Origin of the sequence: Kluyvera georgiana ATCC 51603 (assembly GCF_001654985.1) — a bacterium.
GTDB classification, from domain to species: Bacteria; Pseudomonadota; Gammaproteobacteria; order Enterobacterales; family Enterobacteriaceae; genus Kluyvera; species Kluyvera georgiana.
Genome location: NZ_LXEU01000038.1, coordinates 1 through 15,895 on the forward strand (window position 1 = coordinate 1; position 15,895 = coordinate 15,895).

Sequence of the window (15,895 nt, forward strand, 5' to 3'; positions counted from 1 at the left end):
TAAAAAAGGACAGCCATTTGGCTGTCCTTTTCTTTTACGCTGTGAAAACCCGCGATTAGTCCGCGCGGCCCATATAGCGTTTTTCTTCGATATGGATGCGAATTTTCTCACCGGCGGTCAGGTACTCAGGCACCTGCACAACCAGACCGGTGGTCAGGGTCGCGGGTTTAGTACGAGAACTGGCAGACGCGCCTTTGATGCCCGGTGCGGTTTCAACGATTTCCAGATCGACCGTCTGCGGCAGTTCCAGCGCCAGCACCTGGCCGTCCCACAGCAGCACCTGCATGTCCGGCATACCGCCTTCCGGGATAAACTGCAGCTCTTCAGCAATCTGGTCGTGGGAGAAGATATACGGGGTATAGTCTTCTTTATCCATGAACACGTATTCGTTGCCGTCGATGTAGGAGAAGTCAACGAAGCGGCGGTTCAGCGTCACGGTATCGACCATGTCGTCGCCTTTGAAGCGTTCTTCAACTTTCAGACCGGTGCTGACGTCAGAAAAACGCATTTTGTACAGCGTTGCTGCGCCACGGGCGCTCGGTGACTGAATATCAATGTTTTTTACAATCAGCAGCTTGCCGTTGTAATTCAGCACCATACCTTTTTTAATTTCGTTCGCTCTTGGCATTGCAATTATCCTGTGAAATAGGGGGCTAAAATATCGCGTAAAAGTACTCGTGCCGGGCGTTTCAGGCAAGCGGAATTAAAGGCTTTTGCTAACCCTCATGAAAAGGTGCTACTGTGCGTCACAATCACCTTGTCACCTTCAATAGAGAACCCGCGATGGAATGTCGTCCGGACTGCGGGGCCTGCTGCACTGCACCTTCTATATCCAGCCCGATTCCCGGTATGCCCAACGGCAAACCGGCTAACACGCCCTGCGTGCAGTTGGATGAGAATCAGCGCTGTAAAATCTTCACTTCGCCCCTGCGCCCGAAGGTGTGCGCTGGGCTCCAGCCTGCGCGCGACATGTGCGGCGCCAGCCGACAAGAGGCCATGACCTGGCTTCTGCATCTTGAAGCGTTGACGGCGCCCTAAACGTCTTTAATGCGCATCAGACATCCGATGGTGCCGACGCACAGCACCAGCGCAATCCAGAATACCGTGTGGTAGTTCCAGATTTCTGCTACGACTCCTGCCAGTGAACCGGCGATAATCCAGCCTACGCGTGAGGTGTTTGCGTACAGCGTCGTGGCAGACCCGGCCTGGCCTGGCATCAGATCCTGGAAGTAGAGCATGCCAATCCCGCCGAGAATACCGATATAAACGGCGTTCAGCAGCTGCATCGCCAGCAGCAGCGCCGGGCTGTTGAAGGTCAGCATACCAATATAGAAGCATAGCCCCGCAACCGCCGCGACGCGCATCAGGAAGCGTTTACCCAGCCGTTTGGCAAAGTAGCCCGCAATCAGCATCGTCGGGATTTCCAGCCCGGCGGCGGTGCCCATCATCACCCCGGCCAGCTTTTCTGGCAGGTGCAGTTCGTTGATGATGTAAAGCGGCATATTGATAATGTAGAGGCTGTTGGTTCCCCACATCAGGGTACAGATGACAAACAGCAGCAACGCATCTTTGCGGTTGGTGCGCGGCGCCTGAATCGCACCGCTAATCGCCACTTTCTCTTTGCGCATGGTCGGCAGAAACAGCCAGACCATTGCGCCGCACACCACAAACGCCACCGCCGCAGACAGATACATCACCGTAAAACCGAAGCCCATCGCCAGCGCATAGGCCAGCGGCGGGCCGATCACCCACGCCAGCGATACCTGGGCGCGCATGATGGAACTGAACATCACCGCTTCACGACCGGTTTTATCGGCATGCTCACGGGCGAGGGCAAACATCTGCGGGTTGGCGGTAGAGCCGAAGCTGCTGAGGAACACGCCAACGAACAGCAGAATGAAGTAGTTGCGGTTCCAGGCGAACAGCGCACAGGCCAGCACGCCAAGCAGGCAGCAGAAGACGATCAGGTTTTTGCGGTCGCCGCGTTTATCCGAATAGCCTGCCAGAAACTGGCTGACGAAAATGCCGATCACCGCGCTGCCGGTAAAGAAAAAACCGACCATCGCCGGGCGGACGTGGACCTCATTACTGAGAAACAGGCTCAGCGTCGGCGTTTGCAGCGCACCGGCAATACCGGTTAAAAACGCGACGATCAAAAATGAGGTCGAAGTGAAATCAAGCGATCGCCGTGGGGCGGCGGCGGTACTGTTTTGCATGGTGTTGTATCGGTCACTGTAGGAGAGGCGGCGAGTTTACGCCGCGAGCCAGATAATGAACAGTCACCTAAATCAAATTTGGCACGGAAAATTAAAAACGCATTTCAAAAAGCGAGCTTACATCATGCTGAAGTGATGGAGGGTGGCATCATTGTGCTTCAGCAAATGTGGCAATAATGCTAACGAAATGTGCTGTGGATCTAATTTATGCGATCAATTTGCCAGCAAAACTTGCAGGCTGATTAAGAAAGGCACAGAATTATTGAAACGTTTCAGCGTCGTCTTCCGCGCTAATCCAGCCAGGTACGACGATTTTTTCTCACAAAAGCTGAATCGATTCAATTCAGCGAGCGAGGGGAACCATGTTCCAGTTAACTGTTCAGGATATCCATCCCGGCCAGCAGGCCGCAAATAAAGAAGAGGCTATTCGCCAGGTTGCCGCTGCGCTGGTGAGCGCGGGTAACGTCGCGGACGGCTACGTCGCCGGTATGCTGGCGCGTGAGCAACAAACCTCCACGTTTTTAGGCAACGGTATTGCGATTCCGCACGGCACCACCGATACCCGCGATCAGGTGCTGAAAACCGGCGTACAGGTTTATCAGTTTCCGCAGGGCGTCACCTGGGGTGAAGGGCAGACCGCCTATGTCGCTATTGGTATTGCCGCCAGCTCCGACGAGCACCTTGGCCTGCTGCGTCAGCTGACGCACGTGCTGAGCGATGACGCGGTGGCTGAACAGCTGAAGACCGCCACCACCGCGGAAGAACTTCGCGCCTTGTTGATGGGTGAAAAACAGAGCGAAGCGCTGAAGCTGGACAACGACATGCTGTCTCTGGACGTTGCCGCCAGCGATCTGGTGACCTTACAGGCGCTGAACGCCGCGCGGCTGAAAGAAGCCGGTGCTGCGGATGCGAACTTCGTGGCGAAAGCGATCAATGAGCAGCCGCTGAATCTGGGCCAGGGTATCTGGCTGAGCGACAGCGCGGAAGGCAACCTGCGCAGCGCTATCGCGGTCAGCCGTGCCGCCACGCCGTTTGCTGTAGGCGAGGAGACGGCTTCCCTGCTGCTCACCGTGGCGATGGCCGATGCCCAGCCGACCGCCGTGCTGAATCGCCTGGTTAACCTGCTGCTGGACAACAAAGCTGAACGTCTGCTGAAAGCCGACGCAGCCACGCTGCTGGCATTGCTGACCAGCGATGATGCGGCGGCTGACGATGTGCTGAGCGAAGAGTTCGTGGTGCGTAACGAACACGGTCTGCACGCTCGTCCGGGCACCATGCTGGTAAATACCATTAAACAGTTTAACAGTGACATCACCGTCACCAACCTCGACGGCAGCGGTAAACCGGCTAACGGTCGCAGCCTGATGAAGGTGGTCGCGTTGGGTGTCAAAAAAGGTCATCGTCTGCGCTTTACCGCCCAGGGAGACGATGCTCGCCAGGCGCTGGACGCCATTGGCGAAGCCATTGCTTCAGGCCTTGGGGAGGGCGCATAAATGAGCAGAAGAGTAGCCACAATTACCTTAAACCCGGCCTATGATTTGGTAGGGTTCACGCCAGAAATCGAACGCGGCGAAGTCAACCTGGTGCGAACCACCGGGCTGCACGCGGCGGGTAAGGGCATCAACGTGGCAAAAGTGCTGAAAGATCTCGGCATCGATGTGACCGTTGGCGGCTTCCTGGGGAAAGATAACCAGGACGGTTTTCAGCAGTTGTTCAGCGAGCTGGGCATTGCCAACCGTTTCCAGGTGGTACAGGGCCGCACGCGTATTAACGTTAAGCTGACCGAAAAAGATGGGGAAGTCACCGACTTTAACTTCTCCGGCTTCGAAGTCACACCGGCAGATTGGGAGCGTTTCGTGAACGATTCCCTGAGCTGGCTGGGCCAGTTCGACATGGTGTGCGTCAGCGGCAGCTTGCCTGCCGGCGTCAGCCCGGAAGCGTTCACCGACTGGATGACCCGTCTGCGCAGCCAGTGCCCATGCATTATTTTCGACAGCAGCCGCGAAGCGCTGGTTGCGGGTCTGAAGGCCGCGCCGTGGCTGGTTAAGCCAAACCGTCGCGAGCTGGAGATCTGGGCAGGCCGCAAGCTGCCTGAAATGAAAGACGTGATCGATGCCGCCCACGCGCTGCGTGAGCAGGGTATCGCCCACGTGGTGATTTCGCTGGGTGCGGAAGGCGCGCTGTGGGTGAACGCCTCCGGCGAGTGGATTGCTAAGCCGCCGTCAGTGGAAGTGGTCAGCACCGTAGGGGCTGGGGATTCAATGGTTGGCGGTCTGATTTATGGCCTGCTGATGCGCGAATCCAGCGAGCATACCCTGCGCCTTGCCACCGCCGTTGCGGCGTTAGCGGTAAGCCAGAGCAACGTTGGCATTACCGATCGTACCCAGTTGGCCGCGATGATGGCGCGTGTCGACCTGAAACCTTTTAACTAACAGCAGGGGAGAGGCGTATGAAAACGCTGCTGATTATCGATGCCAAACTCGGACAGGCTCGTGCTTATATGGCGAAGACCCTGCTGGGCGCGGCGGCGCAGAAAGCGCGCCTGGAGTTAATTGATAACCCAAACGATGCGGACCTGGCAATCGTGCTGGGCTCCACGCTGCCAGCCGATACCGCGCTGGTAGGCAAACAGGTTTACCTTGGTGATATTAACCGTGCGGTTTCCCACCCGGAACTGTTCCTGAGCGAAGCCAAATCGCACGCGCTGCCCTACGAAGCGCCGGCGCAGGCCGAGCCGACGGCAACCGGCGCGGTGAAGCGTATTGTCGCGGTAACCGCATGCCCAACCGGCGTTGCGCACACCTTTATGGCGGCAGAAGCGATTGAAACTGAAGCGAAAAAGCGTGGCCTGTGGGTGAAAGTAGAAACCCGCGGTTCCGTGGGCGCTGGCAATGCGATTACGCCGGAAGAAGTTGAACAGGCTGACCTGGTTATCGTGGCGGCGGATATCGAAGTGGATCTGGCGAAATTTGCCGGTAAGCCGATGTATCGCACCACGACCGGCCTGGCGCTGAAGAAAACCGCGCAGGAGCTGGACAAAGCCATGGTTGAGGCCAAGCCTTACCAGCCTGCTGGCCAGAGCAAATCACCTGCCGATGCGGCCAAAAAAGAGAGCGGCGGCGGGGCGTATCGTCACCTGCTGACCGGCGTGTCCTACATGCTGCCGATGGTGGTGGCGGGCGGTCTGTGTATTGCGCTCTCCTTCGCGTTTGGTATTAAAGCCTTTGAAGTCAAAGGCACGCTGGCCGCGGCGCTGATGCAGATCGGCGGTGGTTCAGCCTTTGCCCTGATGGTACCGGTGCTGGCAGGCTTCATTGCCTTCTCCATCGCTGACCGTCCGGGTCTGACGCCGGGTCTTATCGGCGGTATGCTGGCGGTGAGCGGCGGATCCGGCTTTATCGGCGGTATCATTGCCGGTTTCCTTGCGGGTTATGTAGCGAAGCTTATCAGTACTAAGCTGAAGCTGCCGCCGAGCATGGAAGCGCTGAAACCGATTCTGATCATTCCGCTGGTTTCGAGCCTGATTGTCGGCCTGGCCATGATCTACCTGATCGGTACGCCGGTTGCGGCGCTGCTGAACTGGCTGACCCACTGGCTGCAAACCATGGGCACCGCCAACGCGGTCCTGCTGGGCGCTATCCTGGGTGCGATGATGTGTACCGACATGGGTGGCCCGGTGAACAAAGCGGCATATGCGTTCGGCGTAGGCCTGCTGTCTACCCAGACCTATGCGCCGATGGCGGCGATTATGGCTGCCGGTATGGTTCCCCCGCTGGCGATGGGTATCGCCACGCTGGTTGCGCGTAACAAGTTCGACAAAGGTCAACGTGAAGGCGGCAAAGCGGCGCTGGTGCTGGGTCTGTGCTTTATCTCTGAAGGGGCGATTCCGTTCGCTGCCCGTGACCCGATGCGCGTTCTGCCATGCTGTATCGTTGGCGGCGCGGTAACCGGCGCTATCTCGATGGCGGTAGGCGCAAAGCTGATGGCACCGCACGGTGGTCTGTTTGTTCTGCTGATTCCTGGCGCTATCACGCCGGTGCTGGGCTACCTGATTGCGATTGTTGCGGGTACGCTGGTGGCGGGCCTCTCTTACGCGGTGCTGAAGCGCCCGGAAGGCGAAGTTGCGGTAAAAGCGTAAGCGTTCAGTCAATGTGAAAAAGGGCCGATGATTCGGCCCTTTTTTTACGCCTGATGGCGGCTACGCCTTATCTTGCTTACCCGAGTCAGTAGGCCCGGTAAGCGCAGTGCCACCGGGCAATCAAGCCGCAGCGGACTCAGTCTGCTGCGCCTTCAGCCACGCAATTTCTTCCGCCCAGATATCCGGATTAATGGTTTCCAGCACCAGCGGGATACCGTCAAAACGCTCATCCTGCATGATAAAGCGGAACGCGTCGTGGCCGATGTTACCTTCGCCCAGGCTGTGGTGGCGGTCAACGCGGCTGCCGAACTCGCTTTTGGCGTCATTCAGGTGCATGCCGCGCAGGTACTGGAAGCCGACGATACGTTCAAACTCGGCGAAGGTGTCCGCACAAGCCTCCGTGGTGCGCAGATCGTAGCCCGCGGCAAAGGCGTGGCAGGTATCGATGCACACGCCAACCCGCGACTTGTCTTCTACGCCGTCGATGATGGCCGCCAGATGCTCAAACTTAAAACCGAGGTTGCTGCCCTGACCGGCGGTGTTCTCGATCACCGCCGTCACGCCTTCGGTTTGCGCCAGCGCGATGTTGATAGACTCGGCAATTCGCGCCAGACATTTGTCTTCATCGATCTGCAACAGGTGGCTGCCCGGATGGAAGTTCAGCAGCGTCAGCCCCAGTTGCTGACAGCGCGTCAGCTCATCAATAAAGGCTTCACGGGATTTCTCCAGCGCCTCTTCAACCGGGTGGCCGAGGTTAATCAGGTAGCTGTCGTGCGGCAGAATTTGCGCTGGCGTGTAGTGATATTTTTCACAAGCGGCTTTGAAGTCGTCGATAATCTCGGTGGTTAACGGCGCGGCGCGCCACTGACGCTGGTTTTTGGTGAACAGGGCGAAGGCGGTCGCTTCGATTTCCGCAGCCCGAATTGCGGCATTAGCCAGGCCGCCCGCGGCGCTGACGTGCGCTCCGATGTATTTCATAAAAAGTAAACCCGCCATACTCAAAATGGGAAAGTGAGTATAGCGGGTTCGGGGGGGTTAGTCGTTGTCGATTATGCCATCAGGTAATGAATCGCGAAGTTAATCGCACCGCCACCCACAATCAGCCAGATGAACAGTACCAGCGCCATCATCAGCGGTTTTGCACCGGCTTTTTTCAGTGCGCTAACGTGAGTGGTCACACCCAGCGCCGCCATGGCCATTGCCAGCAGGATGGTGTCCAGCGTAATCAGCATCTGCACAATGCTGTTGGGCAGCAGGTGGAACGAGTTAAAGATAGTGACCACGATGAACATGATGGCAAACCATGGGATCGTGATTTTACTTTTCTGCGACGCGCCTGCCGGAGCCAGCTGTTTTACACGCGCTGCCATAAACAGCAGGAACGGAGCCAGCATCATCACACGCAGCATTTTGGCAATCACCGCCGCGTTTTCTGTTTCTGGCGTCACCGCGTGACCGGCAGCCACTACCTGCGCGACTTCGTGCATGGTCGAACCGATGTAAATGCCGTAGGTTTCAGGGGTAAACCAGTGCGCCAGCAGCGGGTACATGGCCGGGTAGATAAAGATAGCCAGCGTCCCGAAAATGACTACCGTCGCGACCGCTACGGTCACTTTGCTCGCCTCGGCTTTAACAACAGGCTCGGTTGCCAGTACCGCCGCAGCACCACAGATGCTGCTACCGGCACCAATCAGCCAGCTGGTGTGTTTGTCCAGACCGAACACTTTCTGCCCGAGCCAGCAGGCCATCATAAAGGTACTGCACAACGTCAGGGCGTCGATAACAATTCCGCTCACGCCCACGTCCGCAATCTGGGCGAAGGTCAGACGGAAGCCGTAAAGAATGATGCCCAGACGCAGTAAATGCTGTTTGGCGAACAGCACGCCGCCGTCGCACGACTGCCAGAGTTTCGGGTAAATCGTGTTACCAATCACCATCCCAAACAGGATGGCCAGCGTCAGTGCGCTCATGCCGACTCCTGCCACGGCCGGGATATTGCCGATCCAGACTGCTGCGCCGGTAATGACGGCGCTCAGTGCGAGCCCTGGGATAAAATGTTTGATACCGCGATGATGATGCGTTTCTAAGGTGACCTGTGTCATAACCTTCTCCTTTGTCTGGCTAAAAGGTTACGCCCGGCTGGTTAAAAGGTAAAATTGATTATATATTTATAATTAATCGTAATAACTGGTAATGGCGGCTCTTGCTGGCTGAAAACATATGCATATCACGCTGCGGCAATTAGAAGTTTTTGCGGAAGTGCTGAAAAGCGGTTCGACGACACAGGCTTCGCAGATGTTGGCGCTGTCGCAGTCGGCGGTCAGCGCGGCGCTCACCGACCTTGAGGGCCAGCTCGGCGTTCAGCTGTTCGACCGCGTCGGCAAGCGGCTGGTGGTCAATGAACACGGACGGCTGCTGTATCCTCGCGCGCTGGCGTTGCTGGAGCAGGCGGGCGAAATTGAACAGCTGTTTCGTGAAGATAACGGCGCCATCCGCGTTTATGCGAGCAGTACCATCGGCAACTACATTTTGCCGGGGGTTATCGCCCGTTACCGCAAAGATTTCCCTTCATTACCTCTGGAGCTGAGCGTAGGCAACAGCCAGGACGTGATTAACGCGGTGGCCGATTTCCGCGTCGATATCGGCCTGATTGAGGGGCCGTGCCATTCGGCGGATATTATCGCCGAGCCGTGGCTGGAGGATGAGCTGGTGGTGTTCTCCGCGCCAGACAGCGCCTGGCTACAGGGCGAGGTCACGCTGGATAAGCTGGCGATGGTGCCGTGGATCCTGCGTGAGAAAGGCTCTGGCACGCGTGAAATCGTTGATTATTTACTGCTTTCACATCTGCCGCAGTTCCAGATGGGGATGGAGCTGGGTAACTCAGAGGCCATTAAGCACGCGGTGCGCCACGACCTGGGCCTCAGCTGTCTATCGCGGCGGGTGATTGCCGAGCAGCTCGAGGCCGGTACGCTGAAGGAGGTGACTATCCCACTGCCGAAGCTGAGCCGCACGCTGTGGCGCATTCATCATCGACAAAAGCATCTTTCTAATGCCTTGAAGCGCTTTTTGCAGTACTGCGATATCTAAAACGGCCAGTGGATGCTTTACTTATAATAAGAGACCAATCATGAAGGTCTCTTATAACTGCGCATTTCTACCGTGATATAGCGAAATCGTCTGCTACAATCGCGCCTCATTTTTTGGATGGATAGCATTTTCACATGGGTTCCGAAACGAAAACCACACAAGCGCCCGCGTTACGTCGCGAACTCAAGGCGCGTCACCTGACGATGATCGCCATTGGCGGTTCTATCGGTACGGGGCTGTTTGTTGCGTCCGGCGCAACCATTTCTCAGGCGGGCCCGGGCGGCGCGCTGTTTTCCTATATTCTGATTGGCCTGATGGTTTACTTCCTGATGACCAGCCTGGGCGAACTGGCGGCTTATATGCCGGTATCCGGTTCTTTCGCCACCTACGGTCAGAACTATGTGGAAGAGGGCTTCGGCTTCGCGCTGGGCTGGAACTACTGGTACAACTGGGCGGTGACCATCGCCGTTGACCTGGTGGCCGCGCAGCTGGTGATGAGCTGGTGGTTCCCTGATACACCTGGCTGGATCTGGAGCGCGCTGTTCCTGTGCGTCATTTTCTTGCTGAACTACATCTCTGTTAAGGGCTTCGGCGAAGCGGAATACTGGTTCTCGCTGATCAAAGTGGCGACCGTGATTATCTTCATCGTCGTTGGCATTATGATGATCCTCGGCATCTTCAAGGGGGCACAGCCGGTCGGCTGGAGCAACTGGACAACCGGCGACGCGCCGTTTGCCGGTGGCCTGTCGGCGATGATCGGCGTGGCGATGATCGTCGGTTTCTCCTTCCAGGGGACCGAACTTATCGGTATTGCGGCGGGCGAATCTGAAGATCCGGAGAAGAATATTCCGCGCGCGGTGCGTCAGGTGTTCTGGCGTATTCTGCTGTTCTATGTGTTCGCGATTCTGATCATCAGCCTGATCATTCCGTACACCGACCCAAGCCTGCTGCGAAATGACGTGAAAGATATCTCCGTCAGCCCGTTCACTCTGGTGTTCCAGCATGCGGGTCTGCTCTCTGCGGCAGCAATTATGAACGCGGTTATCCTGACGGCGGTACTGTCGGCGGGGAACTCCGGGATGTACGCCTCTACCCGTATGCTGTATACCCTGGCCTGTGACGGCAAAGCGCCGCGCATCTTCTCGAAGCTCTCCCGTGGCGGCGTGCCGCGTAACGCGCTGTATGCGACCACCGTGATTGCGGGTCTGTGCTTCCTGACGTCGATGTTTGGCAACCAGACCGTGTACCTGTGGCTGCTGAACACCTCCGGGATGACCGGCTTTATCGCCTGGCTGGGGATTGCGATTAGCCATTATCGCTTCCGCCGCGGTTACATTATGCAGGGTCACGATATTAACAACCTGCCGTACCGCTCCGGGTTCTTCCCGCTGGGGCCGATCTTCGCCTTCGTGCTGTGCCTGATTATCACGCTGGGCCAGAACTACGAAGCGTTCCTCGCCGATACCATCGACTGGGGCGGCGTCGCGGCGACCTATATCGGTATCCCGCTGTTCCTGGTTATCTGGTTCGGCTATAAGCTGACCCGTGGTACGCACTTTGTTCGCTATAGCGAAATGCACTTCCCGGAACGCTTTAAGAAATAGCGCGTCGGGTTCCCGGTGATAACAAAAACCTCTCTTCGGAGAGGTTTTTTTATGCGCGATGTTTTGTTACGTCTTGACATAACTTTAAACAATCTTAATTGATAATTATTATCATTACTTTTATCATCCATGCCCATACAAATGGATGAAGCCACTTCCTTATCCCGGTGAAGACGATACCGGAGGGACCAGCCACATCTGCATAAAAACAGACCGTCAGTCAGCGGTACCAAGCAGCATTTGTGAGTAAGACCCTTTTGTTTTAATTCAGTATTCACCTCATGGAGAAAGGAAATGTTTAGGTTAAACCCCATCGTTCGGGGCGGGCTGTGCGCGTCCGTTATGTCCCTGACGCTGCCCGCAGCGGCCGCAGATAATCATGAAGTGCTGGTCGTCACGGCAGCGGCTACCGAACAAAGCGTGAAGGATGCTCCCGCGAGTATCAGCGTCATTACCCAGGAAGACCTGCAGCGCAAGCCGGTGCAGAACCTGAAAGATGTGCTGAAAGAAGTGCCGGGCGTCCAGCTCACCAACGAGGGGGATAACCGTCAGGGCGTCAGCATTCGCGGCCTGGACAGCAGCTATACGTTGATTCTCATCGACGGTAAACGCGTTAACTCGCGTAATGCCGTCTTCCGCCACAACGACTTCGACCTGAACTGGATCCCGGTTGACGCCATCGAACGTATCGAAGTGGTGCGCGGCCCGATGTCTTCTCTCTACGGCTCCGATGCGCTGGGCGGCGTGGTGAATATCATCACCAAAAAAATCGGCGCGAAGTGGACCGGTTCCGTCACTGCCGATACCACCATTCAGGAACATCGCGATCGCGGCGATACCTGGAACGGCCAGTTCTTCACCTCCGGCCCGCTGGTGGACGGCGTGCTGGGCATGAAGGCGTTCGGGAGTCTGTCGAAGCGTGAAAAGGATAGTCCGCAGAGCTCGACGACCAGCACGACCGGCGAATCACCGCGCATTGAGGGTTACACCAGCCGCGATGGTAACGTGGAGTTTGCCTGGACGCCGAATGAAAATAACGACATCACCGCCGGTTACGGCTTCGACCGCCAGGACCGTGATTCCGATTCTCTCGACCGCAACCGTCTGGAGCGCCAGAACTACTCGCTGAGCCACAACGGGCGCTGGGACTTGGGTAACAGCGAACTGAAGTATTACGGCGAAAAGGTGGTCAACAAGAATCCGGGGAATAGCAGTAATATCACATCGCAAAGTAATACCATCGACGGCAAATACGTGCTGCCGCTGGGGGCGATTAATCAACTGGTGACCTTTGGCGGCGAATGGCGTCACGATAAGCTGAGCGATCCGGTCAACCTGACCGGCGGTTCCAGCAGCGAAACCTCCGCCAGCCAGTATGCGCTGTTCCTCGAAGACGAGTGGCGCATCTTCGAACCGCTGGCGCTGACCACCGGGATCCGCATGGACGATCACCAGACCTACGGCGATCACTGGAGCCCGCGTGCGTATCTGGTGTATAGCGCCACCGATACGCTAACGGTGAAAGGGGGCTGGGCAACCGCGTTTAAAGCGCCATCGCTGCTTCAGCTTAGCCCGGACTGGAGTTCCAACTCGTGCCGCGGCGGCTGTCGCATTGTCGGTAGCCCGGACCTGAAACCGGAAACCAGCGAAAGCTATGAAATTGGTCTTTATTACCAGGGGGAAGAAGGCTGGCTGGAAGGCGTGCAGGGTAGCGTCACCACTTTCCAGAACGATATCGACGATATGATTAACGTGAGCCGTACGCGCGATCGCAATGCCGCGCCGGGCTATCCGAACTTTGTCGGTTTTGATAACGGCGTGCCGGTATTCTCCTACTATAACGTGAATAAAGCGCGTATTCGTGGTGTCGAAACCGAGCTGAAGGTACCGGTTGGCGACGCCTGGAAAGTGACGCTGAACTATACCTATAACGATGGTCGCGATCGGAGCAACGGTGCAGACAAGCCGCTACAGGAGCTGCCGTTCCATACCGCTAACGGGCGTCTGGACTGGACGCCGCTACAGGACTGGTCGTTCTATCTGGCGGCCCGCTATAACGGCAAGCAGCGTGCGGTGAGCGAAACCTCCAAAACGCCGGGCGGCTACACCACCTGGGATCTTGGCGGGGCATGGCAGGCAACCAAAGACGTTAAGCTGCGTGCGGGCATACTGAACCTGGGCGACAAAGATCTGTCGCGTGACGATTACAGCTACAACGAAGATGGCCGTCGCTACTTTATGGCGGTGGATTACCGCTTCTAACCTGTGATGATGGTCGTGCCGGATTTAACCCGGCGTGACCATATTGCGCGCTCGCGTAGGCCCGATAAGCGTAGCGTCATCGGGCAAGCTCGCTTACCAGTAGCTACGCCAGTTCTGCACCGCACGCGTGATCGCTTCCATCAGGAAGTAATCCCCCCAGCTACAGCACTCGTTGACCCCAATTCCACCTTTGAAGTAGTACACCGAATGCTTCAGCAGCCCCTGGCCCGGCTTATGCTCGCGATTCACATAACCATCGATCATATTGCCGATCATGCGTAGCGCCAGCGTTTCGTAGCTCTCCTTATCCGGATGCGTGGCCGGGAGATGTTTCACCAATTCCAGCAGCGCGCAGGCGACGATAGCGGCTGCCGAACTGTCGCGTTCGCTGGTGGGGTTGGTGAGCGCCAGATCCCAATAGCAGATAAGGTCGTCCGGCAGACGATTCAGGTAGTAGTTTGCCAGCGTCTGGCTGAGTTCCAGCAGGCGTTCGTCGCCGGTATACAGGTAGTTCAACAGGAAGCCGTAAACGCCCCATGCCTGGCCGCGCGCCCAGCAGGAATCGTCGGAGAAGCCCTGATGGGTATTGCCAAAGCGCGGTGCGCCAGTCTCAACGTCCATATACCAGGTGTGGAAGGTCGAGCCATCTTCACGCACGATATAGCGACGCGCGCGCTCAATATGCTGCTTTGCCGCCTCGGCGTAGCGCGGGTCGCCGCTCGCGCGGCTGGCCTCGTACAGCAGCGGCAGATTCATATTACAGTCGATGATCATACGCCCTTGCTGTTCGGGGTTGTTCAGCTCGCCCCAGGCCTGGATGATCCCGGCTTTTTCGTTATAGCGTTCCATCAGCGCTTCGGCAGCGAGCAGGGCGATATAGCCTGCTTCGCGGTTGCCGGTCAGGCGCTGGCCCGCCACGCATGACAGGCTATAGAGGAAGCCCAGATCGTGGTGGTTAGTATGATCGCGGTTAATAATCCGCTGGCCGAACGAATGAATATGCTGCTCTGCAAGCGTGCGGTACTGTTCCTGCCCGGTCCATTCATAGGCCAGCCACAGCTGGCCGGTCCAGAAGCTGGTGGTCCACTCAATATTGTCGATGATGGGATAGATCCCTTTCTCGCAGGCCGCATCCGGAAAACGCTGACCAAAGTAGTCCGCGTTGCTCTCAATTGCTTTCAGCAGGTCGGGCATTATCCCGCGAATTTTACGGCCAAGTGCTTCACGTTCGCCCGGCTGGAGCGGTTGGCAGGCGAGCGGTTCTTTGCTGATCGTTTCAGACGTCATGCTGTCATATTCCCGTTTTTAATTAATCGCTTCGTGTTTGATTTCCTGGCCTACAGCGTTCTTCTTGTGGCTGTAGCAGGCAGAGAGAGTGAGGGCGGATACGCCGGTAAAGACCAGGGCGATGATGCCCATAATCAGATAGGTATGTTCAAAACCAATGGTCTGATAGGCATAACCCGCAGGCGGCGCGACCACGATAGAGCCGACGTAAATCATCGCCTGGTAGCCCAGCAGGTACATGGTGGCGTTAACGCGTTTGTCGAAATGCTCGGCGATATACTTAAACACCGACACCAGAATCAGCGCGATTTCAATGCCGTATAGCGGTTTCACCAGGCAGATAATCAGCGGGTCGCTGGTCAGGCCGGAGATAATCAAGCGCAGGCTGATCACCAGCCCGGTGAGCAGCATCCCTTGCTTCGCACCGATGCGATTGATAATGGCGGGCACCAGCATCATGCCGAAGAACTCGGCGGCGGACTGGGCGGTGCTCATATAACCGAACATGGCGTTACCTTCTTCTTTGGTGGCAAAGAAGGTGACGAAGTAACGGGAGAACTGCTGCTCGGCGATAAACATCATCCACGCTACGCCGGCAATATAGAGCGCAAACATCCAGAATTTGCGGTTCGCCAGCAGGTGCAGCACGTCGGTAATCACAATCTTATCTTTCGACAGGACGTTGTTTTCCTCCTGGCCGAAATGGTCCACCTTCAGCGTCAGCAGCACGGCGAACATACACAGCGCCGAGACGCTGCTGATGGCAAAGTTGATTTTAGGCGAGATGTTATAGAGGAAGCCGGAGAACGACGAGGCGGTGGCCCAGCCCAGCGCCGCCCACATGCGGATGCGGCCAAACTCCATGTTGTAGAGGCGGCTGAAGCGGTCAACATAGGACTCTTCCGCCGCGACGCCGGCATACCAGCCGAGGCTAAAGAACAGCGCGCCGACGATCATGCCGCTGATAAAGTGGCTTTGCAGCAGCGGCAGATAGATCCAGATATAGAAGGGGGCCATCAGCGCCGAGACAATACAGACAAAATAGAGCAGGTGCTTCTTCATGCCGATTTTGTCCATGATGTAGCCGTACACCGGCTTAATCACTACGGCGAATACGCCGTTCACCGCAAACACGGTGCCAATATCGACAGCGTCCAGCCCGGCTTTGTCGCCAAGCCAGATGGCGTACAGGCCAAAGCTTGCCGCCCAGGTAAAGGTAAAGAGGAAAACAAAGAGACTTAACTTGATATACGCCGAACGAGTCGACTGAATTGTGGTTGTCATTACGGTCTCCGCCGTGA

At 56.8% G+C, this 15,895-nt stretch carries 13 protein-coding genes; 7 read left to right on the top strand and 6 right to left on the bottom strand.

The features are described 5' to 3' along the window. Positions 1-55: 55 nt before the first annotated feature. Positions 56-628, bottom strand: coding sequence for an elongation factor P-like protein YeiP (gene yeiP, locus M989_RS08010; protein ID WP_064544078.1), 573 nt, complete (start codon positions 626-628; stop codon positions 56-58). Between the two features lie 155 nt (positions 629-783). Between yeiP and M989_RS08015 the strand changes: the two genes are divergently transcribed. Next, complete coding sequence (locus M989_RS08015; protein WP_064544080.1) at positions 784-1,038, top strand: YkgJ family cysteine cluster protein; 255 nt, start codon at positions 784-786, stop codon at positions 1,036-1,038. Here the strand turns inward: M989_RS08015 and setB are convergent. Next, positions 1,035-2,216 (bottom strand): sugar efflux transporter SetB, encoded by a 1,182-nt coding sequence (gene setB, locus M989_RS08020; RefSeq protein WP_064544081.1) that lies wholly within the window; start codon positions 2,214-2,216, stop codon positions 1,035-1,037. The two genes, M989_RS08015 and setB, sit on opposite strands and share 4 nt — an antisense overlap. A gap of 362 nt (positions 2,217-2,578) precedes the next feature. Between setB and fruB the strand changes: the two genes are divergently transcribed. Genes fruB through fruA form a run of 3 tightly spaced genes read left to right on the top strand, consistent with a single transcriptional unit; the run spans position 2,579 to position 6,354 of the window. Continuing rightward, entirely contained in the window at positions 2,579-3,709 is a 1,131-nt protein-coding gene (fruB, locus tag M989_RS08025) for a fused PTS fructose transporter subunit IIA/HPr protein (protein WP_064544083.1), read from the top strand. Beyond that, positions 3,710-4,648: a 1-phosphofructokinase gene (gene fruK / locus M989_RS08030; RefSeq protein WP_064544086.1), complete on the top strand. Its 939-nt coding sequence runs from the start codon at positions 3,710-3,712 to the stop codon at positions 4,646-4,648. It begins immediately after the preceding gene. A 17-nt stretch (positions 4,649-4,665) separates the two neighbouring features. Further along, a complete protein-coding gene (gene fruA, locus M989_RS08035; RefSeq protein WP_064544088.1) occupies positions 4,666-6,354 on the top strand; it encodes a PTS fructose transporter subunit IIBC in 1,689 nt (562 codons plus the stop codon). A 120-nt stretch (positions 6,355-6,474) separates the two neighbouring features. On the opposite strand, the gene nfo is transcribed toward fruA, so the two are convergent. Together nfo and M989_RS08045 are read right to left on the bottom strand one after the other, a co-directional pair. Beyond that, positions 6,475-7,332 carry a deoxyribonuclease IV gene (gene nfo / locus M989_RS08040; protein ID WP_064544090.1) on the bottom strand — a complete coding sequence of 286 codons (858 nt, stop codon included), beginning with the start codon at positions 7,330-7,332 and terminating at the stop codon, positions 6,475-6,477. Between the two features lie 71 nt (positions 7,333-7,403). Next, a complete protein-coding gene (locus M989_RS08045) occupies positions 7,404-8,456 on the bottom strand; it encodes a YeiH family protein (RefSeq protein WP_064544091.1) in 1,053 nt (350 codons plus the stop codon). 118 nt (positions 8,457-8,574) lie between these two features. On the opposite strand from M989_RS08045, the gene yieE reads away from it, so the two are divergent. The 3 genes from yieE to cirA all read left to right on the top strand — a co-directional run bounded on the left by yieE (position 8,575) and on the right by cirA (position 13,307). Then, a complete protein-coding gene (gene yieE, locus M989_RS08050; protein ID WP_064544093.1) occupies positions 8,575-9,441 on the top strand; it encodes a DNA-binding transcriptional regulator YeiE in 867 nt (288 codons plus the stop codon). A gap of 134 nt (positions 9,442-9,575) precedes the next feature. After that, a complete protein-coding gene (locus M989_RS08055) occupies positions 9,576-11,045 on the top strand; it encodes an amino acid permease (RefSeq protein ID WP_064544095.1) in 1,470 nt (489 codons plus the stop codon). Positions 11,046-11,339: 294 nt separating this feature from the next. After that, positions 11,340-13,307 (top strand): catecholate siderophore receptor CirA, encoded by a 1,968-nt coding sequence (gene cirA / locus M989_RS08060; protein ID WP_064544098.1) that lies wholly within the window; start codon positions 11,340-11,342, stop codon positions 13,305-13,307. A gap of 93 nt (positions 13,308-13,400) precedes the next feature. Here the strand turns inward: cirA and M989_RS08065 are convergent, their stop codons facing one another. Then, positions 13,401-14,594 (bottom strand): glycoside hydrolase family 88 protein, encoded by a 1,194-nt coding sequence (locus M989_RS08065; protein ID WP_064544100.1) that lies wholly within the window; start codon positions 14,592-14,594, stop codon positions 13,401-13,403. Between the two features lie 18 nt (positions 14,595-14,612). Further along, the gene (locus M989_RS08070; RefSeq protein WP_064544102.1) at positions 14,613-15,878 is read right to left on the bottom strand and encodes an oligosaccharide MFS transporter; all 1,266 of its coding nucleotides are present in this window, start codon (positions 15,876-15,878) and stop codon (positions 14,613-14,615) included. Positions 15,879-15,895: the final 17 nt, after the last annotated feature.